Source organism: Oceanobacillus neutriphilus (genome assembly GCF_014645515.1).
GTDB classification, from domain to species: Bacteria; Bacillota; Bacilli; order Bacillales; family Amphibacillaceae; genus Oceanobacillus; species Oceanobacillus neutriphilus.
In genome coordinates, this window is sequence record NZ_BMLW01000010.1 from 83,318 (window position 1) to 103,156 (window position 19,839).

General features: G+C 44.2%; 25 protein-coding genes. 22 read left to right on the top strand and 3 right to left on the bottom strand.

Annotation, left to right across the window (positions count from 1 at the left end):
• The first annotated feature begins 12 nt into the window (after positions 1–12).
• From IEX29_RS16705 to IEX29_RS16775, 15 genes are all read left to right on the top strand, one after another.
• Positions 13–267, top strand: a complete 255-nt coding sequence (locus IEX29_RS16705; RefSeq protein ID WP_188735507.1) for a hypothetical protein — start codon at positions 13–15, stop codon at positions 265–267.
• Entirely contained in the window at positions 268–1,308 is a 1,041-nt protein-coding gene (locus IEX29_RS16710; RefSeq protein ID WP_188735508.1) for a hypothetical protein, read from the top strand.
• The gene (locus tag IEX29_RS16715; protein ID WP_188735509.1) at positions 1,298–1,819 is read left to right on the top strand and encodes a crossover junction endodeoxyribonuclease RuvC; all 522 of its coding nucleotides are present in this window, start codon (positions 1,298–1,300) and stop codon (positions 1,817–1,819) included. The genes IEX29_RS16710 and IEX29_RS16715 overlap by 11 nt, the downstream gene beginning before the upstream one ends.
• Entirely contained in the window at positions 1,820–2,053 is a 234-nt protein-coding gene (locus IEX29_RS16720) for a hypothetical protein (RefSeq protein ID WP_188735510.1), read from the top strand. It begins immediately after the preceding gene.
• A complete protein-coding gene (locus IEX29_RS16725) occupies positions 2,053–2,250 on the top strand; it encodes a hypothetical protein (RefSeq protein WP_188735511.1) in 198 nt (65 codons plus the stop codon). The genes IEX29_RS16720 and IEX29_RS16725 overlap by 1 nt, the downstream gene beginning before the upstream one ends.
• A complete protein-coding gene (locus tag IEX29_RS16730; protein ID WP_188735512.1) occupies positions 2,251–4,533 on the top strand; it encodes a ribonucleoside-diphosphate reductase subunit alpha in 2,283 nt (760 codons plus the stop codon).
• Positions 4,518–4,967 (top strand): flavodoxin, encoded by a 450-nt coding sequence (locus tag IEX29_RS16735; RefSeq protein ID WP_188735513.1) that lies wholly within the window; start codon positions 4,518–4,520, stop codon positions 4,965–4,967. The genes IEX29_RS16730 and IEX29_RS16735 overlap by 16 nt, the downstream gene beginning before the upstream one ends.
• Positions 4,964–6,007 carry a ribonucleotide-diphosphate reductase subunit beta gene (locus IEX29_RS16740; RefSeq protein WP_188735514.1) on the top strand — a complete coding sequence of 348 codons (1,044 nt, stop codon included), beginning with the start codon at positions 4,964–4,966 and terminating at the stop codon, positions 6,005–6,007. Before IEX29_RS16735 ends, IEX29_RS16740 begins: the two co-directional genes overlap by 4 nt.
• A 15-nt stretch (positions 6,008–6,022) precedes the next feature.
• Positions 6,023–6,409 carry a MazG-like family protein gene (locus IEX29_RS16745; protein WP_188735515.1) on the top strand — a complete coding sequence of 129 codons (387 nt, stop codon included), beginning with the start codon at positions 6,023–6,025 and terminating at the stop codon, positions 6,407–6,409.
• Complete coding sequence (locus tag IEX29_RS16750) at positions 6,402–6,899, top strand: HNH endonuclease (RefSeq protein WP_188735516.1); 498 nt, start codon at positions 6,402–6,404, stop codon at positions 6,897–6,899. The genes IEX29_RS16745 and IEX29_RS16750 overlap by 8 nt, the downstream gene beginning before the upstream one ends.
• A 20-nt stretch (positions 6,900–6,919) precedes the next feature.
• A complete protein-coding gene (gene thyX, locus IEX29_RS16755; RefSeq protein WP_188735517.1) occupies positions 6,920–7,660 on the top strand; it encodes an FAD-dependent thymidylate synthase in 741 nt (246 codons plus the stop codon).
• Positions 7,661–7,868: 208 nt separating this feature from the next.
• Positions 7,869–8,492, top strand: coding sequence for a 3D domain-containing protein (locus tag IEX29_RS16760; protein WP_188735518.1), 624 nt, complete (start codon positions 7,869–7,871; stop codon positions 8,490–8,492).
• Positions 8,485–9,252: a DUF3310 domain-containing protein gene (locus tag IEX29_RS16765; protein WP_229720265.1), complete on the top strand. Its 768-nt coding sequence runs from the start codon at positions 8,485–8,487 to the stop codon at positions 9,250–9,252. Before IEX29_RS16760 ends, IEX29_RS16765 begins: the two co-directional genes overlap by 8 nt.
• A 77-nt stretch (positions 9,253–9,329) precedes the next feature.
• Positions 9,330–10,751 carry a DNA (cytosine-5-)-methyltransferase gene (dcm, locus tag IEX29_RS16770; protein ID WP_188735519.1) on the top strand — a complete coding sequence of 474 codons (1,422 nt, stop codon included), beginning with the start codon at positions 9,330–9,332 and terminating at the stop codon, positions 10,749–10,751.
• Complete coding sequence (locus IEX29_RS16775) at positions 10,748–11,074, top strand: hypothetical protein (protein ID WP_188735520.1); 327 nt, start codon at positions 10,748–10,750, stop codon at positions 11,072–11,074. Before dcm ends, IEX29_RS16775 begins: the two co-directional genes overlap by 4 nt.
• On the opposite strand, the gene IEX29_RS16780 is transcribed toward IEX29_RS16775, so the two are convergent.
• A complete protein-coding gene (locus IEX29_RS16780; protein WP_188735521.1) occupies positions 11,075–11,470 on the bottom strand; it encodes a hypothetical protein in 396 nt (131 codons plus the stop codon).
• Between the two features lie 115 nt (positions 11,471–11,585).
• Here IEX29_RS16780 and IEX29_RS16785 point away from each other — a divergent pair, with 115 nt between their 5' ends.
• Positions 11,586–11,930: an RNA polymerase sigma factor gene (locus IEX29_RS16785; protein ID WP_188735522.1), complete on the top strand. Its 345-nt coding sequence runs from the start codon at positions 11,586–11,588 to the stop codon at positions 11,928–11,930.
• Positions 11,924–12,325 carry a hypothetical protein gene (locus IEX29_RS16790; RefSeq protein WP_188735523.1) on the top strand — a complete coding sequence of 134 codons (402 nt, stop codon included), beginning with the start codon at positions 11,924–11,926 and terminating at the stop codon, positions 12,323–12,325. The genes IEX29_RS16785 and IEX29_RS16790 overlap by 7 nt, the downstream gene beginning before the upstream one ends.
• Before the next feature lie 52 nt (positions 12,326–12,377).
• On the opposite strand, the gene IEX29_RS16795 is transcribed toward IEX29_RS16790, so the two are convergent.
• Positions 12,378–12,596, bottom strand: a complete 219-nt coding sequence (locus IEX29_RS16795; protein ID WP_188735524.1) for a hypothetical protein — start codon at positions 12,594–12,596, stop codon at positions 12,378–12,380.
• A 38-nt stretch (positions 12,597–12,634) separates the two neighbouring features.
• Positions 12,635–12,946 carry a hypothetical protein gene (locus tag IEX29_RS16800; protein WP_188735525.1) on the bottom strand — a complete coding sequence of 104 codons (312 nt, stop codon included), beginning with the start codon at positions 12,944–12,946 and terminating at the stop codon, positions 12,635–12,637.
• Positions 12,947–14,978: 2,032 nt separating this feature from the next.
• Between IEX29_RS16800 and IEX29_RS16805 the strand changes: the two genes are divergently transcribed.
• The 5 genes from IEX29_RS16805 to IEX29_RS16825 all read left to right on the top strand — a co-directional run bounded on the left by IEX29_RS16805 (position 14,979) and on the right by IEX29_RS16825 (position 19,815).
• A complete protein-coding gene (locus tag IEX29_RS16805; RefSeq protein WP_188735526.1) occupies positions 14,979–15,419 on the top strand; it encodes a phBC6A51 family helix-turn-helix protein in 441 nt (146 codons plus the stop codon).
• Positions 15,420–15,489: 70 nt separating this feature from the next.
• Positions 15,490–17,196 carry a phage terminase large subunit gene (gene terL, locus IEX29_RS16810; RefSeq protein ID WP_229720266.1) on the top strand — a complete coding sequence of 569 codons (1,707 nt, stop codon included), beginning with the start codon at positions 15,490–15,492 and terminating at the stop codon, positions 17,194–17,196.
• Between the two features lie 25 nt (positions 17,197–17,221).
• Positions 17,222–18,838, top strand: a complete 1,617-nt coding sequence (locus tag IEX29_RS16815; RefSeq protein ID WP_229720267.1) for a phage portal protein — start codon at positions 17,222–17,224, stop codon at positions 18,836–18,838.
• The gene (locus IEX29_RS16820; RefSeq protein ID WP_188735527.1) at positions 18,831–19,199 is read left to right on the top strand and encodes a collagen-like protein; all 369 of its coding nucleotides are present in this window, start codon (positions 18,831–18,833) and stop codon (positions 19,197–19,199) included. Before IEX29_RS16815 ends, IEX29_RS16820 begins: the two co-directional genes overlap by 8 nt.
• Before the next feature lie 55 nt (positions 19,200–19,254).
• Positions 19,255–19,815 carry a hypothetical protein gene (locus IEX29_RS16825; RefSeq protein ID WP_188735528.1) on the top strand — a complete coding sequence of 187 codons (561 nt, stop codon included), beginning with the start codon at positions 19,255–19,257 and terminating at the stop codon, positions 19,813–19,815.
• Positions 19,816–19,839: the final 24 nt, after the last annotated feature.

The following is a 19,839-nucleotide window of genomic DNA, read 5'->3' on the forward strand; positions in this document are numbered from 1 at the left end:
GAGCGATGATTAATGCGAAAAGTAGGCGAAGAAAAGCAGCCGGAAATAGATTTACAGCGGAAAATAACCGTTGAAATAACGCTACAAGAAATACTGATAGCGAAAGCGGCAATGGGAACGACTTCTGATTGCGAGGTCGGCTCTCATCTAAATAAATTTTACGAACAGTTAGGCGGAGAATCCCTAATTCCGAACGTTGACGGGATGGACGTTTACGATGATTTAACCGCTCTTTTAGAAAACGAAGGCGTAAAGGAGGACGATTAATTGACCGAAACCATTATAACCGGAGGCGCAGCGCTTGAGGCGTTAGCCCCTTCCGAAAACAGCTACGCAGACCAATTCGAAAAGATGCTCGACGATTACCACGGAAAGCCGGAGATATACGACGATAAGCTATCCGCAGACTTCTACCGAATTTTATCCGAAATGATGGCAGCAGATACCCGACCTCGATTCGGAGGGCTTCCGTACTTTTCCCCTTCGTCAGCAAATGCGTGTCCCCGGTCGCTATACCTCAAGCTTAAGCGGGCGAAAAAAGATAGCCGGAAAGTACAACCGCACCAATCACGATGGCAAAAGCACGGGACAGCTATCGGAGAATCGCTACAGAAGGACTTATTCTTCATCGAAAAACACTTCGCAGATGCCCCATTCAAATTTAAGCGCACAAGAAACGGATACCCAGCGTTTGAAGAAGCAGCGCAGGCTTGTGTTACCGTAGAAGCTTCCGATTCAAACGGAGAAATCCGCAAGTTTAAACTCTTCGGAAAGCCAGACGGAATCCTTGATCATACAAGCGGGGCTACGGTCGGCTTAGAGATTAAGTCGAAGCAAACTACCGCAGCGCAGACCGGACATTATAAGATGCGCGAACCTAAAGAAGACCATCGGTTGCAGTGCGTCACATACAGCGCTATGTACGGAATTAACGATTTCATTATTACTTACGTTAACGCTTCGAAGAAAGGATGGTTCTTGGACGAGGAAACTTACGCCAAGAATCCTGACGTGAGAGCGTTTGACGTAAAGGTAACAGACAGTGACCGTCAAGCTCTACTCGAAAAGTTTGCGGACCTATTACGCAGGGTTGACGAGAATGACCCACCGAAGCTTGATCTTAGCAAATTCACGTTTAACAACTTTAAGGAAGCTTGTGCATTGGATTTATCTGCGGAAGAGGTTAGCGAGTTAGAAAGCGAAGTCCTTGCGGTAGAAGGCTCCAGCAAGCCGAAGTTTATTAAAGACAACTACCGTCAAGCTTTCGAAGAGATTTTATCGCTAAGGAGCGAATCAAATGGCGGATAAAAAAGCGATTATCCTCGGATTGGATTTATCCCTCGCTTGCCCCGGATTCGCACTCGTAGAAATCACGAAAGGAAAGGCGAAAATCCTCGCAGTTTCTCACGTTAAAACAAACGCCAAACACGACTATGCCGTCCGAGGCAGAGTCATCGAATCCAAGCTCCGAACTTTCCTTGCGGAAAATAAAGGCGAAAGGGTAACGTACGTCTGCCGGGAAAAGTACGCAGGGAAATTCGGACATCACTCGATATTTACGGCACACGCCGCAGCAGATAGGGCGCTTCATGACTTCGGGTTACTTCCGGATTCGTGCAAACCTATCGCCCAGCAGTCGGTTAAGAAAACGGTTGTCGGTAAGGGGCGAGCAGAAAAGCCCGAAGTCGAGGAAGCTGTTCGGAAAATCACCGGATATACTGGCGAGCTTGGTGGAGCGGATAGCGATGAATCTGACGCTACGGCAGTAGCCTTGGCGTTTGCAATAAATGAAGGATTGATAACGAAGGAGGACGAATAGATGATGAAATTTTTACAAGGACTATTAATGTTATTTGTACTAGCGCTAGTTTTAATTGTAGTCGGATATTTTTTCGGGATGGTTTTTGCAATCATCCCGGGAATCAATGCGTTTCTTACTGGAGTGCCGTTCTTAACCCCGGATATGCTGCCGACGATATTCGCCTGGTTAACGCTGTTAGGAGTTATCGGTTACGCGTTCCTAATTGCAGGCGTTAAAGGGGATGAAAAGTAATGACGCAAGGAATTTCGCTAATAATCGATTTACAAAAAGTACGGGACGATTACGAACAGGAATTGCGAGAGCTACGTAATGACCGTCGAAAAAGCTTGGAGCAAAAGTCTCGGTTAGACGCCGAAGAGATTGAGCTATTGTTAAAAATGCGGAGGATTGACGCAGACCTTTCAGCACTAAAAAAGGAGGACGCATAATTGACGCTAGAAACATTAACAGAAGTATTAAAGGAAAACGGAAATAGACGGCTATCTTTCGACGAACCTAGATTGCGAACTTTCATCACAGAGCGCTTAGGGGTGTCGGAACCTTCCTTCGCTAATAAGATCATCGAAGAAATCACGAAAAAGGACGAAGTATCAGCGGACTTGATCACGGAGGAAATTATAAAGACTGCGCTGGAGAATGTAGACGAAGCTTCCCCTGAATGGACTTTCGTTGCTTCTAAGGCGTTTCTCTTCCGTCTTTATAAGCAAGCGGCTGGTAACCGTGCTTATGCAGCGGCAGATAAATACGGAGATATGTACGGACTACTTAAAGCGTTAGCTTCGAAAGGAGTTTATTCCGCTAATATCCTCGAAAAATATTCTCGTGAAGAAATTGACGAATTATCCAGACACATCGAACCTGACCGCGACTTACTTTTCGATTTCCCTGGGTTATATAATCTAGCGAATCGTTACCTCGCAAGAGACTACGACGGGAATACTTATGAACTGCCGCAAGAACGCTTTATGATTATCGCTATGTATAACATGCAGGATGAATCATCGGAAAAAAGAAGCGAGCTAGTTTTAGAGTCTTATTGGGCGTTGTCAAACTTGTATATGACCGTCGCAACTCCTACGCTTGCAAATTCCGGATTGTCTCATGGGCAACTTTCAAGTTGCTTCATCGATACAGTGGACGATAGTTTAATCGAAATATTTAACGGAAATACGGACGTTGCCCGCCTTTCTAAAAGCGGCGGCGGAATCGGCGTTTATATGGGGAAAGTAAGAGCGCGCGGAAGTTCGATAAAAGGATTCAAGGGCATGTCCAGCGGAGTTGTTCCGTGGATTAAGCAGTTAAATAATACGGCTGTTAGCGTTGATCAGCTTGGGCGTCGGAAAGGTGCAATCGCCGTCTATCTTGACGTATGGCACAAGGATATACAGCCGTTTCTTGACTTACGCCTAAATAACGGAGACGAACGTCAACGGGCGCATGACATTTTCCTCGGCGTAACCTTACCTGATTTGTTCATGGAGCAAGTCGATAAGCGAGGCGATTGGTACTTGTTCGACCCCCATGAAGTACGTCAGGTAATGGGCTATTCGCTGGAAGATTACTACGACGAAGACAAAGACGCAGGAAGTTTCAGAGAAGCTTACGAGGAATGCGTTCAGTCCAATCAGCTATCGAAGCAAAAAGTCCCGGCAATCGACATTATGAAGCGCATCCTTAAGTCACAACTAGAATCGGGTACGCCATTCATGTTCTATCGTGACGAAGTTAATCGCATGAACGCAAATAGTCACGTAGGAATGGTCTACTGTTCGAATTTATGTACGGAAATTACGCAGAACCAATCGCCTACGGTTCAAACGGAAGAAGTTATCGAAGGGGATACGATTATTACCTATAAACAATCCGGAGATTTCGTCGTTTGTAACCTTTCTTCGGTTAACCTAGGAAAGGCGGTTCCTGCTGACGTATTAGAACGGTTAATACCAATTCAAGTACGGATGCTTGATAACGTAATCGACCTTAATACGATTGAGGTTCCGCAAGCGCAAATTACGAATCAGAAATACCGAGCTATCGGATTAGGTACGTTCGGGTGGCATCATCTTTTAGCGCTGAAAGGAATTAAGTGGGAATCGCAGGAAGCTGTTGACTATGCCGATGAATTATACGAAAACATTGCGTATCTAACGATTAAAGCTTCGATGGAGTTGGCAAAAGAGAAAGGCGCTTATCCTTACTTTGAGGGAAGCGAGTGGAGCGACGGTACGTATTTTAAGCGAAAAGGCTATCTCTATAAAAACGGTGAAATAGGTGCATGGGATGTCTTAGAGTGGGACGTTAGAGAGTACGGAATCCGTAACGGCTATCTTATGGCCGTAGCTCCTAACGCAACTACTTCGATAATCGCTGGTAGTACGGCAAGTACAGACCCCGTTTTCCGTCCGTTCTTTTACGAGGAGAAAAAGGATTACAAGCTTCCGATAGTTGCTCCGGATATGGACCATAAAACCTACGATATTTACCGCAGATACGCTCACATCCTAGACCAACGTTGGAGCGTAAAGCAGAACGCAGCTCGTCAAAAGCACGTTGACCAGGCGATTTCCTTCAATATTTACGTACCAAATACGATTAAAGCAAGCGTACTTCTAGATGTTCATATGCAGGCGTGGAAAGCCGGTACGAAAACGACCTATTATGTCCGTTCCACTTCCAGTGAAATTGAAGAGTGCGAATGGTGCGCTTCATGACGAAAGCAATTATCCTCTACCATTCTTTTTCTGGAAATACGAAAGAAACAGCGGAGCTTATCCGAGAAAACCTTCTCGATAGTTATGGAATAGAATCGGACTTATTCGACATGTTCCATATCATTAATCCTCCAGACTTGGAAGAGTATGACGCAATATTCTTCGGAACATTTACGTGGGACCAAGGCGCAACACCAGATGAAGTGAAAGAATTCGTAGCAGACCTCGGTTATAAACCAGAGCCTGTATTCGTTTTCGGAACAGGAGACACGCAATTCGGAGGAGACGACCTCTTCTGCTTAGCAGCGGAAAAGTTGGCGAGATTCTATAACTCGCCGCTTCCTCCGCTAAAAATTGAACAAAGTCCACGCGGAAGGCAAGAGGCTGCCGTTTCCGAATGGGTTACGAAAGTTGTTAAGGAGATGATTAATTGAGCGAGGAATTATTAGAAAAGGCGCAAACACTAGCGCCAGGAAATCCAAATAAATCGACGAAACTTTTCGGCGGAGAAGCTTCCGGGATTCTTAACTGGAACGACATCCGCTATCCGCATTATTACCGTATCTATAAAGACCTTGTCGGAAAGTATTGGCAAGCCGACGAAGTTAACCTCTCAAGCGACGTAAAACAATTCGCTACTCTATCCGAAAAAGAGCAGGACGCCTTCCTTAAAATCATCGGGTTGTTATCGACATTAGACGGACCTCAAACTCGTACAGCGTTATTACTTTCACTTTATGCAACCGACCCTTCCGTACAATCTATCCTCGCAGTTATTGCGCAACAGGAAGCGGTTCATAACGAAAGTTACTCCTACGTACTTTCCAGCGTTACCGATTTCGATAAACAAACGGAGTCATTTGAGACAGGACGGAGAGATCCGATTCTATTACGACGAAATCAACGAATTTCCGAAGTATATAACGAATTTACCTCGACCCCAACAATCGAAAACGTTCTTAAAACGTTAGTTTATACGTCACTTCTCGAGGGTGTGTTCTTCTATTCCGGCTTTGCATTTTTCTATAATTTAGCGAGAAATAACAAAATGGTCGGAACCTCTACGATGATTTCTTATATTAACCGCGACGAACTCGGACACTCCCGTTTTATAGGCGAATTGTTCCGAGCAACTCTTACAGAGAATCCCGAATACAACACGAAGGAATTTACCGATTGGGTATACGACCAATTTCGTTATGCAGTCGAGCAGGAAACGGAATGGAGCCATTATGTACTCGAAGGAATCGACGGAATAAACCTCACAGAAATGGACGCTTATATAAAGTACCGAGCGAATAAGATGCTGCGTATGCTTGGCTTGAGCGAGATTTACCCGGAACATACCGACAATCCTATGAAGTGGATTCGTGCTTATGTCGATAATTTCGATGGAACAAAGACGGATTTCTTTGAGCAAAAGTCGCGCCAGTATACGAAGACTAGCGATTTAAACGGATTTGACGACTTATAAGGAGGCGAAATAAGGATGACGAAAAGCGAACAACTGACGATAGACGATTTCTTAAACGAAGAAAAATCACCCTATTATCCGCTAGAAACAAGAGCGGAGCTTATCCGGGAGTGGGCGATAGAACGGAACCTTCATACAGCAGACTCGACTAAGCAAGCGTTAAAGCTTGGGGAAGAAATGGGCGAACTGTTTGAAGGATTTGCGAAAGGTAACGAGGATTTATTAAAGGATGCAATCGGAGATATGTACGTCGTCCTTACAATTCTTTCACAGCAGCGGGGATTTACTATCGAGGAATGCATCGATCTAGCTTATGAAGAAATTAAAGACCGTAAAGGCAAGATGATCGACGGTGTTTTCGTTAAAGAGGCGGATTTGAATGAGGTGCTTGCCTGTGAGTGATGTTCGAGTGATTGAAGGAAAGTATTATAAGAGGTGTGAAGTATGTTCCGACTTCTTCTTGACTAAAAAATCCCACTTGGAAAGAAGAAAGACATGTGGTCAGAGGTGTAGTAATGCAAGAAAAAGTATTATCTACAAAGGGAGGCTCAATCCTAACTTCAATAACAAAGGAGAAGAAAGTCCTTTATACAAAGGTCCTCGTATTAATAAGTATGGTTATCGTTTATTGTGCAAACCAAATCACCCTAACTCCGATAAGAGAGGGTATGTATTAGAGCATAGATATGTATTGTCGGAACATCTAGGAAGACCTCTCAGAGAGGATGAAATAGTACACCACAAGGATGGAGATAAGTTAAATAACGATTTGGATAATTTGGAAATTATGGACAGGTCAAGTCATTCAAAACTTCACATGAGTGATTACTCTATTGTCCGAGGTGAGCTAGGTAGAATTAGTGGGATAGAAAAGAAGTTAGACGTTAAATAAACGAAAAGGAGGACGATTAAATGTCGAATAGAGTAAACGTACTTGATAAAGGATATATAATCTTGCACGAAACAATGGGCGATGACAGAACGGTGGCAAATGCTGCAAGAGTTAGCTACGACAAACGGACGGAAGAGCTTTCGGAGAAGGACGAACGGTTAATCAAGTTCCTTGCACGGGAGGGGCATACGTCTCCTTTCCGTCATGCAACGCTACAGTTCGAAATTTATATGCCGTTAATGGTTGCGAGGCAGCTATGGAAATACGTCGTAGGCTCCGATCATACTATGGACGCGTGGAACGAATCCAGCCGTCGCTATATCACCGAAGAGCCTACTTTCTATATTCCGCAGGCTGGCGAGTGGCGAAGTGCGCCAGCAGATTCGAAGCAAGGGTCAGGCGATCTTTTACCTGTCGAGCAAGGCGAGTTAGCAACGAGAGATTTAGAGAGCTATATCGCCACTGGAGAAATGTATTATAAACGAGCTATTGATAGTGGCGTAGCACCAGAACAAGCACGCTTATTCCTTCCGGCATACGGAATGTATGTCCGGTCTTATTGGACTGCTTCGCTTCAATCCGTAGCGCACTTTCTTAATCAGCGTTTAGAGGCTGACGCACAAGCGGAGATTCAAGTTTACGCCGAAGCAGTTCGTGAATTGGCTATCGAAAAGTTTCCGGTTAGCTTGGCGGAATTGCTGGGCGAAGAGAAGGCTCCGGAAAAAGAGTGCATCGACTATATTCAGCAGTCTTACGAGTAGAAGCTTACGAATAAGTGTTCGACTAATCTATCGAACTTTCCATAGATTAGCTGATTTCAACTAATTAGTTTTTCGAAGGAGGCTAAATATCCGTAAGAAATTTAAAGAGAGGTTCGCAGTAGTTGTAATAAGCGCAACCCTTTCCGTCCTCACTATCGGCACATTCGTCGAGGCAAAAAAGTACGACGAGCCTCCGCTAACCGTCCGAATGCACTCGGAAAGCTTTTCGGAGTTAGAGGCGGAAAAAGTTTCAGAATGGGATGACGGAGAATTAACCGCTTCCATTACAACGGTTGAAGAGGAAAAACAGGCGAAGAAAGAAGCGAAGAAAAAAGCGGAAGCAGAGGAGGCGAAAAAGCTTGAAGAAACTAGCGACGAGACTCGAGAATTGGATTCTGAAAATGTACGCGAAACTACACACGAAGTTGACGCTGACGGCGATATTAACGGACATGGAGAGGGAGGACAGGAAGCAGGCGCGCAAGAGGACGAAGGAGCTTCGGAGATACCGGAAGGAGAAGTCGTAGGTACGTTCGAAGCGACCGCATATATTGCCTTCTGCGATACAGGTTGTACCGGAGTAACCGCTTCGGGATACGACGTCAGTAGCACGATCTATTCACCGGAAGGGCTTCGCATAGTAGCGGCTGACCCGGGCGTACTTCCCCTAGGATCAACGGTAGAAATAAACAGTGGAGGAAATACGATTCAAGCGGTCGTGATGGATACCGGCGGAGATATTAACGGAAATAGACTTGACTTACTCGTTGGGTCAGAAGCAGAGGCTAGAGAATACGGAAGACAGAGTGTGGAGTTGCGTGTAATTGAGTAGTTACGTCTTTCCAAGAAAGCACGCTAAGTCCGATTATATGGAAGCGATATTTAAGACGCATATTGAGAATAAGAAAGGGGACGAAAAGAATATGACGAAAATTAGAATTACGAAGGTAACAGACGGTTGGTGGTCAAAGGGAAAGATTGGCGAAATATACAAAGTTCTTGAAGAGATTCCCTTCTATGAAGATGATAGTTTGCCGTATATTTCGGAGGCATACAAAGTTTATACCGAAGCGGGTCCTAAGTTTGTATTAAAAGATGATTGCGAAATTGTTTCCGCAGCAGAGGCGGAAACAGGAAAGATAGATGTGATTAAAAACTCTCCCGTAAAAGTTGGAGATTACGTCCGAATCAATAAATGCGAGGAGTGTTCGGAATCCGAAGGGAAGTACGGTACAGTAATACGCACAGGAACAGCAGCGGAAGCAGACTTTGACGTGGACATTCCGAGTAAAGTATATGGAGATTACACTTGGATAGACGCAGATTACGACGAATGGTCGGTATTTCCTAAAACGGATTCAGATCCAGACGCAGTTTCACACCCCTCGCATTATACCGCTGGAGAAATCGAAGTTATCGACATCATAGCGCAGACTGTTTCCGGTTACGACGACCCCTTCGTCGCTCACTGCGTAGGAACAGCTACGAAATACCTCAACCGCGCTCCCTACAAACACGACACTCCAACGGAAGACCTCAAAAAAGCGAAAGCCTACCTTGAATTTGCGATTAATCACCTTGATCAAGACTAAACCTAAAGCGTTCCAATGTATTGTTATAACAACTAAATAGTATTAGTGACGAAAATATAACGAAAGAGGGCGGTTATTTGACGGAAAGAACTCCTTTTAATTATGTCTCTTTATTTAGCGGAATTGGTGGATTTGAGCAAGCTTTAGATAAGCTTGGAGGTACTTGCGTACTAGCTTCCGAGATTGATAAATTTGCTAACCAAGCGTATGAAGTGTTGTACGGTGAATCAACAACCGGAGATATAACGGAAGTAGATGCGAAGGATGTTCCCGACCATGACTTGCTTGTGGGAGGGTTTCCTTGCCAGTCGTTCTCCGTAGCTGGAAATCGAGGCGGCTTTGACGATGCTAGAGGAACTTTATTCTTCGAGGTCGCGCGTATTGCTTCTCAAAAGCAACCTAGCGTATTGCTTTTAGAGAACGTAAAAGGCTTAGTTTCCCACGATAAAGGCAAAACGCTAGATACTATCGTTAAAACGTTGAATGACATCGGCTACCGAGTAGACTTCGAGATTCTTAATTCGAAATACTTCGGAGTTCCCCAGAATAGAGAGAGGATATTCATCGTAGCTGTCAGAGAGGACTTGGTCGAAAATGAGCCGTGGGAAATCGAAGGAACTACGATCATTCCGAAAGGGAAACGAAGGATTAGCGGATATGAGGACGTGAAGACGTTTAATTTTGATTTTCCTCAAAACGAAGAAGTTACGACAAGACTTCGGGATGTTTTACAGGATGCAAACGATGAAAAGTATTACTTGAGCGAAGAAAAGACAGCAAAATTGGTTGCGCAGTTAAAAGAGCTAACCCCCTCGGAATCAGTAGGGGTTGGATTACGCAAACAAGCGCAAGAGGTTACAAGATTAACGGATGAAAGCGGAACGCTAATGGCAAGAGATTATAAGGGATTCGGAAATCAAGAAATGACGGGTATTATTGAGCCGAAGACTGCCGAACAGACCACACAAGAAATCCGCCCCGTACTAACTCCCGACCGTCTATCTAAACGCCAAAATGGACGCCGCTTCAAAGAGGCTGACGAACCTTCCTTCACTTTAACCGCACAGGATCGCCATGGAATTGCAATCCGAGAAGCAACAAAAAAGGGGTACGCCGTAGCTTGCGAAGGCGACGCCGTAGCTTGCGAAGGCGACGCCGTAAATATCCAGTTTCCTAGCAGCAAAACCCGCAGAGGAAGGGTTGGTAAGCAAATGGCGCAAACTCTCGAAGCAAGCGGAATTAATCAAGGTGTTGTACAGCCGATTCCCTCCAAAAACCCACCACGCTACCGAATCCGCAAATTAACCCCTCTCGAATGTTTCCGTCTCCAAGGTTTTCCCGACTCCGCTCACCAAAAACTAGTAGACGCAGGAATCAGCGATAGTCAACGCTATAAAATGGCAGGAAATGCCGTAACAGTTAACGTAATTGAAGCGATTGGAACGAAATTACTTCCGCTTCTTGAACGAAAAGCGGAAAAGGAGGAATTATGCGTATGACAGCCGAACATAACCCAGAACAACAGCAAACGCCTTCATACCCGGAAGGCATGACCGAACGATACAACCGATGGGAAGCGCAATACAAGTCGATTATGGACGCAGACCTAGGCGCAATTGAAAGAGATAATCAGTTAAAGTCCAGCTTTATTAACTTCGTAACTGACGCTCTTTCTTCGCACGACTATAAAGAGGCTAGGACAATGTCATCCGACTACAGAGAGCTTATGTTTGACGTCAGTATCGAGATGAATAGGGAAATGCAAAAAGAACTCGACGAATTAGCCGAATCCTTTAAAGAGGTTGCGGAATTGCAAAGCTAACTAAGCGTCAGGAGCCTCGTAATCTTCAAGCTGGAATGCGTGCGCTCCCTTATAGCTTGCATAGTCTTTGCCAATGTAGTTAAAACGGATAGGTAAGTCATCTTCCGATAGCTTTGTATTTTGAACGAACTTCAACGACTTAGCATACGCCCGTTTGTCGAACTTGAAGGGTTTCACATCCGGCACTCTTACGACGTCCGGCTTCGCTGCGACTATTCGCTTATTAACAGCGTCATAGCCGATAATTAACTCGAAGTATCCGTCGGGTACGTTCATCAATTGCCTTGCTTCGGTCGAGACAAACAACCGCTTCTGCTTATCGACTGTGATAAACGCTCCTCGGGATACTTCGTTCGAAATCCACGTTATATTTTCTTTATTATCAGCTTTCGCCATACAAAACTCAATCCTTTCCTAAACGTTTATTTTAATTAAACCTATCGTAATTCAATCGCATCGACCCGTCAAGGCAACACGAACTATAAAAAGAACGAGCAAAAGGAGGAATTAAGTGCAACTAGAATTAAACTTCACAGATTTTTACGAAAAGAAAACGCAATTATTACTAGAGTTATACTTATCGCTAAAAGCGGAATACGAACGCTCTAACTCCGCAGAATTGTACGAATTACTAACCGATTTAAATAAGGCGCTGGGACAGGCGGATTTTACGGAGATACAACGAACTTGTATCCGCCTGTATTACGTAGAGGGACTCAGCCAGCAGGAGATTGCGAAAACAAGAGGCGTAGATAGGTCGACCATTAATCGCTCCCTTAAAGCCGCTTTGAAACGCCTTGCTGCTGTTTTTAAACGTTGGGAATACTGGACGGAAGGGGAGCTATCATTATGCTAGCGAATATAGATTTATATGGAGAACCGATTCCGCCTAATCAAGCATGGGCGACCGAAAAAATAGAGGAATTGGAAGAGGCTGCGCAGGAATATACGGTACAGGAGCGAATAGAAGAAGTCGAGAAGATTACGGAAGAATACTTTGCTATCTTCGGTATGAGAATGAACGGCAGCCTATTGTACCGCTTAACTAACGTCATATTAAGCGATGACCTCCGCAGCAAGCATAAAAAAGGCATCGACTTTTTGAGCGCATACCAACTCGCTCGCAGAAGAGAAGGCAGGCACGTCAGAAAGAGCGCATATAGGGCGAGAGAGGTTCCGTTAGGTCTAGCGAGTACCATAGCTACGAACGGAAGAAATTACCGAAGACCTATTCGGATTTACCGGAAATAAGAAGCGAAAATAAGCGAAAGAAAAACGCCTCCGTAATTGGAAGGCGTTTTCGCTATATTAGCTCACGTGCTATCCAATTTCCGATTTTTAGCGTCTCTGCTTCGCCAGCTTCGACCAGGTTATCGTACTTACCGAAAAGTTCTTCGTGCCTGGTTGCGATGTCTATTTCTTTCATTTCGGCATCTGCGTAAGTGATAATTAGCGCCCGCTTGACGTCTAAGTTGTGGAAGTGGTAACTCCGTCCAGCTTGCTCGTTTTCTACTTTAATCATGCGTGATGTTCCTTTCTACTTTGCGCTTCTTTTTTTCGCTACTCATATTCTACCACACTTTTAACGGTATCCAGTCGAAAAGTAATCTTAAATTTATCGCCTATCTGAACGTGATGCGGATAATCCTGTTTCGACAGGTAAATCGCAGTATGAGCCGGATCGTCGACGTTAGCTAGCCAGTATCCGTTCTCGTCAAATCGGTATACCTCCGCTACCACAGTCATATGCTTAGCTTCGAGTATCGCAGCGGTTGAGGGTACTTCGGGAACATCTGCCTGCACCTGTACGCCTCCTAATCCGGTTAGCGCACAGGCTCCGAGATAACCCGCAATAAATAGTGTTTTAAACATGATATTTCGTCTCCTTTCCTTAATTAACTTCGTGGTTATTTCTTATTATTATCTTTGCTGTTAATTACGAGAATTAAGACTGCCAGTGACGTTACAAAAGATGCGGTTGCTATAATGATCGTCATTTTGACTCCTCCTTAAATAAGTGATATATTGGAGGAAAGGAGCGCCAACTCCTTTCCGGGTATTACTTAGTACTCGGGTTGCTTATTAATCGTCCTTGTCTTTCGACTTGGTGAGTTTGTAAGCAACTAATGCGGTGATTAGCGAAGCACTTGCGGTTATCAGAGCGGCTAGTGCTTCTGCTATCTTACTTAAAGTATCTATCAATTTTTATCACCTCCCTTAACTTTCTAACTTAATTATACCATTAAATATTGATAAGTGCAATACTTTTATATATAAATATCAAACTTATTTTTCATCTGCTTTCTCAATGAACCTACCTATTAATTAGGGGATTGATCGAAAAAGGCTATTTTTCCCATCCTCAAATAAGACGATATTCAGCGATTTAAGCCGATTTTTCGGCTGTTATGCGAAAATACCTCGTTAACTACTCCGAGTATATAACCTCTAATCCGTTGGTACATAAGGGATTCCGCGATTGTTAAATTATAGGCGGTTAATCTACGAAAACTTTTTCTTCGATTATCGTCATTTTCCTTCGATTTCCTCTAAATTACTCCCTTTCGAAAAAAAGTTTAGGTTACCTATGCAACAAGGGGTTTTTTCGTAACCTAGTTAGTAAAGGGATAACGGAGGTATACGCGGATATGTCCGACAAGAATACATATCCTCGATAATATGTCCTCGTTATACATATCCGTTAATTACTTTTCGCTAATTACTTAATATACGTTATATAGCGTTAACTAAATATATTAGCAAGGCAAAGCCTTGCAGAAAGTCAATCAATTACATTGACTTTCTAAGTAGTATCTATTAAAACGTTATACTACGTATGTAAAAGATATATCGGTAAATACATAAAGAACGGATAATAAAGAGAACGTTATAAAACGGAAATAAATGGAAGCGCTAAAGAAGGCGCAAATAAAGCGTTAATACTCCGTACATATACGTAGGGAATAGCCGAGGTGTAAACCGAACATATACGTATAGTAGAACGCTAATATAAACGAAAATACTTCGAGTATATAATAAGGAAGAAACTCGGATTAAAAACGAATTGGATCGAAATGGAATCCGATTAGAACCGTTTGGCTTACGTTTACTGTTCGGGATACTTTCGAAATTGGATTAGAGCGAAAAAGGAACGGGATTGAGTTCGGGTTGAAACGGAATAGGTTCCGAATGGAGTCCGATTCAATTGCGTCAGGGGAGTTCGGTTAGGTTGCGTATGTACTCCGATATATACTCCGTTACACCAGCCTCAGCGTTCACGACGGACAGCCCTCGAAAATCCGCAGGCTACCGAACGAGAGTTCTTATTCGATTTCCAGTTCGCACATTATCCGTTTATACACTCGATGTATGTAAGGAAATAAATGGGAACGATAGGAAAGGCGTAAGAATGGCGTTAAACCAACGTTTAAGAGCGTTGCATAAAACGTGTGTATTCGGATAATATTTACGTCCTTACAAACGTTGTTTTATCAGCATTCCTTTCCGAGATTATTACGTAAAATCAACATTATCCGTAATGAACTCCGAATATAAATACACCGCTATACATTTCGGACTGGAAATGGAATTGTCAATAAACGGAAATGATAGCGCTTTCATTTTAAGGTGGAAGGGGCGGGGCGGTTGCGCAAATTTCTCGCTCCCCTGACGTACTCAATTTTCTTACAATATTTTAAATCCGCAACCTCTTCCGTTATATCTCTCGAATCCACTAAACGGAACGTAACGAATAATTTAACGGAAAGATAACGTACGCAATACGCTAATAAAGCGCATACATGCCCTTCTCAGACGTTTTAAGGTCGCGCAAGGGTTTTCGGTATTGCAAAGAAATAAAAACGCTTGCAAAGGCGTTTATTTGACGAATAAGGAGGCGAAATACATGGCGAATAAAGCACGATTTAAATTTGACGAAACTAAATTCCGACCTAAGCAACGCGAGGCAGCGTTAATGCTAGTCGAGCGAGAGTTTGCTCCGAAAGAGGAGCGCAAGTCTCTTCAACAAATCGCCGATGAACTCGGCATGTCCCGAATGGGCTTGTACAAGTGGGATAAGCACGACCCTAACTTTATCGCTTATAAGAATTACCTTGCTAGCGAAGTTATGGACTCGCATTTATCGCTAGTCTACTCGAAGTTAATCGAGGTAATCGAAAAGGACGGCAACACGAAGGGAATCGAGCTGTTCCTTAAACGTATTGGTGACCTCGATACGAAGTCGGAAATTTCCCTTACAGACAACCGAGGCGAAGAATCCTTCGAGGACAGAAAAACTGCGTTGTTAGAACGCTTAGGGCAAGGCGCAACAGGGTCCGAAGAATGAGGCGAAAGCTAAACGGTAAAAAAATCTGAAAGGCGTAATTACCCGAAAGGAGGCGAGGTAACTGGCGTATGTGAATGGAGAATGGCTTGACTACGAAGCGAGAGCGAATTACCTCGCCGACTTGGAAGAGGAAAAGGCGCTGCTTGTGAAACTGATCGAGCAAGGAAACGCAATTGAGGTCGACATAGTTCGGCTGGAATACGTACTGGACGAACTGGAGCGAGTAGGAAGAGTACATCGCGGAGAATATGATGTGCTTTATTTTACGTATCAGTATTTTTCTGCGGAAGACAATCCCGACAACGATTCGAACTTAATCCCTATCGGACAACATTACTTAAATGCTGCGGATTTCCACCGGGAGTTATGTTCGATCTTAGATTCGGTAACTAAAGGCGAAGTAGTTACGAACTTAGGCTATTCGGTAGGGAGGCGACATGCAAAGACCGCCTACCTATCTAACGCCTTCCTTTGCCATCAAGTCGTATATAGGCGTAAGAGGTATATCGTAGAAGTATCGGAAACAACCGATGTGGCTGGCGACTTTATCACATGGACACGTCACCAATTAAAATTTAACGGAAAGCTTCGCGATGACTTCGGCGAACTACTAAACCCCCGATCTACCATGAACGAACTCGACAATAAGTATGAATTCATCACGTCTTCTGGAACGAAAGTAACCGCAAAAGGCGTCGGAACCCAAATGAGAGGGTTACGCTATCTGTCTGTACGCCCTGACTTATTTATACTCGACGACCTTGAGTCCCAAGACAATACGAATACTCCCGAAATGCGCGCTAAGAACTTACACTGGTTCCGTGCTGAAATGCTCGAAGCGTTAGGATTCGGCGGAATGTGCATCTACATGGGAACGATAGTACATTACGATTCCCTACTTAACCACGTAATTAATAAGCGGAAGGACTTTACCTCGCGCAAGTTTCCCGCTATTTTGTCGTGGGCTGACAACGAGCAGTTATGGGAAGAATGGCGCTCCATATATAACGCCGATGACCCAAACGCCAAAGCAAATGCCGATGCCTTTTACGAAGCGAATAAAGCTGAACTGAACGCTGGAACATCTGTATTATGGGACGAAATGTACTCGTACAAATACTTTATGGAAAAGCGCGAGGAAATGGGCGCGAGAGCTTTTAATCAAGAATACCTCGGAAATCCAGTTGATGAAGAATCGCAGATATTTAACCCCGAGAATTTTCGATTTTTTGACGAAGAGGATCTCGAAAATGAGCAGTTAACTTATTACGCTGCGATTGACTTAGCGATGGGAAAATCGGCGAGGGGCGACTATTCAGCGATTATTACCTTAGCGAAAAAGCCGGACTCGCAAGTCGTTTATGTGGTTGACGCTTACCTAGCGAAAATAAAGCCTGACGAATTCATGCAGGAAATAATAAAGCGCACCTTTCATTATCAATACGAAGCTCTAGCGGTAGAATCGCAGCAATTCCAGGAATGGTTTTCGGATAAGCTTGGCGAGGAATTACAAGCGCGAGGATACCCCGCACATACTCGCTTAAAGCAAGTTAAGCAGAAAATGCGAAAGGAATTGCGGATAGAGGCGCTTGAGCCGGAAATAAACGCCGGTAGAATTCGCTTTAAGCGGGAGCAGCGGCTATTACTCGAAATGCTCGAACTGTTCCCGAACCACAACCATGATGACGGACCTGACGCATTAGCTGACGCTTATAAAATTGCGAAAGAAACTGGCGGGAAAGTCCGTACAGTAAAACGAATGAATCGCTGGAGATAACCTAGCAGAAAGGAGGCGATCACACTTGACAAAAAGTAGATTACGAGGAATTGGCTTAGATTACAATATTATGACTGCCGAAGATATGGACGAATTACTATTTACCCCGTTTAGGCAGGCGTTGGGAGAACGTACCTGGCAGCGAATCCAAACGCAACTCGACAACTACGAATATTACACCGGTAAGCAACACCGAAATGAGTATGGTCAACTTGTAAAAGCGGAAGACGTACCACGCCCGCCAGGCATAGATTACGACCCCACGCGATATGCAACGAATTATTTTAAAGCAATAGTCGATAGAAAAGCGCGCTGGCAAATGGGTGCAAAGCACGGTATCAAAGTGCCTCGCAAGCAGATTGACGAAGTAGAGCAGACCTTACTTGAGGGCTACGTCCCATCTGACGCTCAAAAATCCGAAAATAAGCGAGCAGAAGATTATGAGCGCCTGCTGTACAAAATTTGGGAAGAAAACCGAATGCGAACGAAGCTGTTACAAGCTGCACGCGATCGATTAATCGCAGATAGAGTCGTTTGTAAGATTGCGTTTCACCAACGTACTGGAAAGATTCGATGGATATTTCGCCCAGATACCGAATATATCCCAATTTATTCCGAGGACGATTTCGAAGACTTAATCGGAGCGAATTTAGTTAAACGAGTAAAGCACGAATATAAAGGTGAAGAAGTAGACGCAATTGAAATCGAAAGTTACCGACTAATTAATGACGAAGCTTATTTGAAAGTCGCATTATACCGCGAATCAGACCTCGAGTTAATTAAAACCATCCAAAAAGAGGCTTCATTAGGGATCGACTTTATCCCTCTTCAAGAATTCTCCGTTTCTGAATTGATTTCCGAAACTCTAGGCGAATCCGAAATCGCTGCTCTACGAGAACAGAACGATGTCCTTAACCAAATGAATGAGGACGCAATAGATTCGATGAAATTCGAAATGTTTCCGATGACGGTCGTTACAAATGCAACGCAAGGAGCTTCGGACTCAATCGCAATAGCTCCGGGGTCACTTGCCGAAATTAGCAGCGCAAGTGATACAAAATCGGCTGACATGAAAAAAGTAGAAAGCCGTTTCCAGTGGCGCGAAGCCTTTAAAGATCAATATATGCGTGTAAAAGGCGCAATGCACGAGATTAGCGGATTGCCGCAAGTTGTTCCGCAAGAACTTAATTTCGGAGGACTTAACGGAGAAGCGTTTCAGGTGCTTTTCCACGACATCATAACCGACACCGAAGAGCATTGGCTTTCGTGGGGGTACAATCTATCAGAGCTGCATGAGAAAACGATTAAATACTTACAGGCTCGCTTAGACAGTCCGAAGTTTGCTTACGACAAATCCGTCGTTAAGGGAATCGGAGACAATTACGAAAATGAAATGCGATTTGTGCTTCCGTTGCCGGATAACCGAAAAGAGCTTGTCGAATTACTCGATATGGAAACTGCCGCAGGCTTTGAAAGTATTAGAGGCGCAATGGAACGCTTAGGCGAAGAGAACGTACAAGCGAAAGTACAGGAAATCGAAGCGGAGCGAAGTCGTAGGCGCTTAAGTAGCGCAGCAAGTTACGGGGATAGCGACGTTAACGAGGATCAATTCGGAGAGGAGGTCGAGGAAGAAGATGGCTAAGCCTTATTTATCGAAAGAACCTTATCACGTAGTTATTAACGGAAGTGGAGAAGGAGGTGGCGGAAGTAGCATGAGATTTATTCCGGGCGAAGGAGAACCGGGCGCAGATATTGGCGCTCCGGGAGACGTTTATCTTGATACGGATAGCGGTGATCTCTATACGAATAAAAACGGAACGTGGGCGCTTGAGCTTAATTTAAAGGGACCGCAAGGCGACGAAGGTCCGAAAGGTGATCCCGGGGAAGATGGCGCAACCGGTGCAGACGGGAATGACGGCTCCGATGGAGCAGACGGATTTCCTACCGAATCACAATGGGATGCTTTAGTCGCAAGAGTCGAAGCGCTAGAAAGCGCTGAATAGTCAATATACGAAAATAATACTTCGCCGACGAGGCGTAAAAACGGAGGTAATTTAGATGCCAGTAGAAGAACAGAACGAGCAGAAACAAAATCCCGAAGAACAACAAGGAACGCAAGGACAGGCGCAAGCAGAATCGGAAAAGGGAGAAACGTCTACGGAGACGGAAACTCCGAAAGAAAAAATCCCTTACGACCGATTTAAAGAGAAGGTTGACGAGGTTAACGAGTTAAAGGCGGAAATTGAAGCCTTTAAGCAGAAGCAACAAGCGGAGGAAACAGAGGAGCTAAAAGAGCAGAACGAGTATAAAACACTGTATGAGCAGGCGTTACAGACTATCGAATCTCAGAAGGCAGAAGCAGCGGAAGCGAAGAAAAAATCGTTACTTACTCAAGCTGGCTATACCGAGGAGCAAGTCGCTATCTTATCGCAAAATGTTTCCGGTGATACCGACGAAGATTTGAAGAAATCTGTCGAGGATTTGAAACAAATTGTCCCTCCGAAGAAAGAGTACGTCGACCCTCCTCTCGGAAACACCGAGCGAGATAAGCCTACTCCTACGGACAAGGACGAAATTGGCAAAAAGGTATTCGAACGAATCAAAGGAAAGATTTTTTAAGCGGGAGATATTCCGCAAAAACAA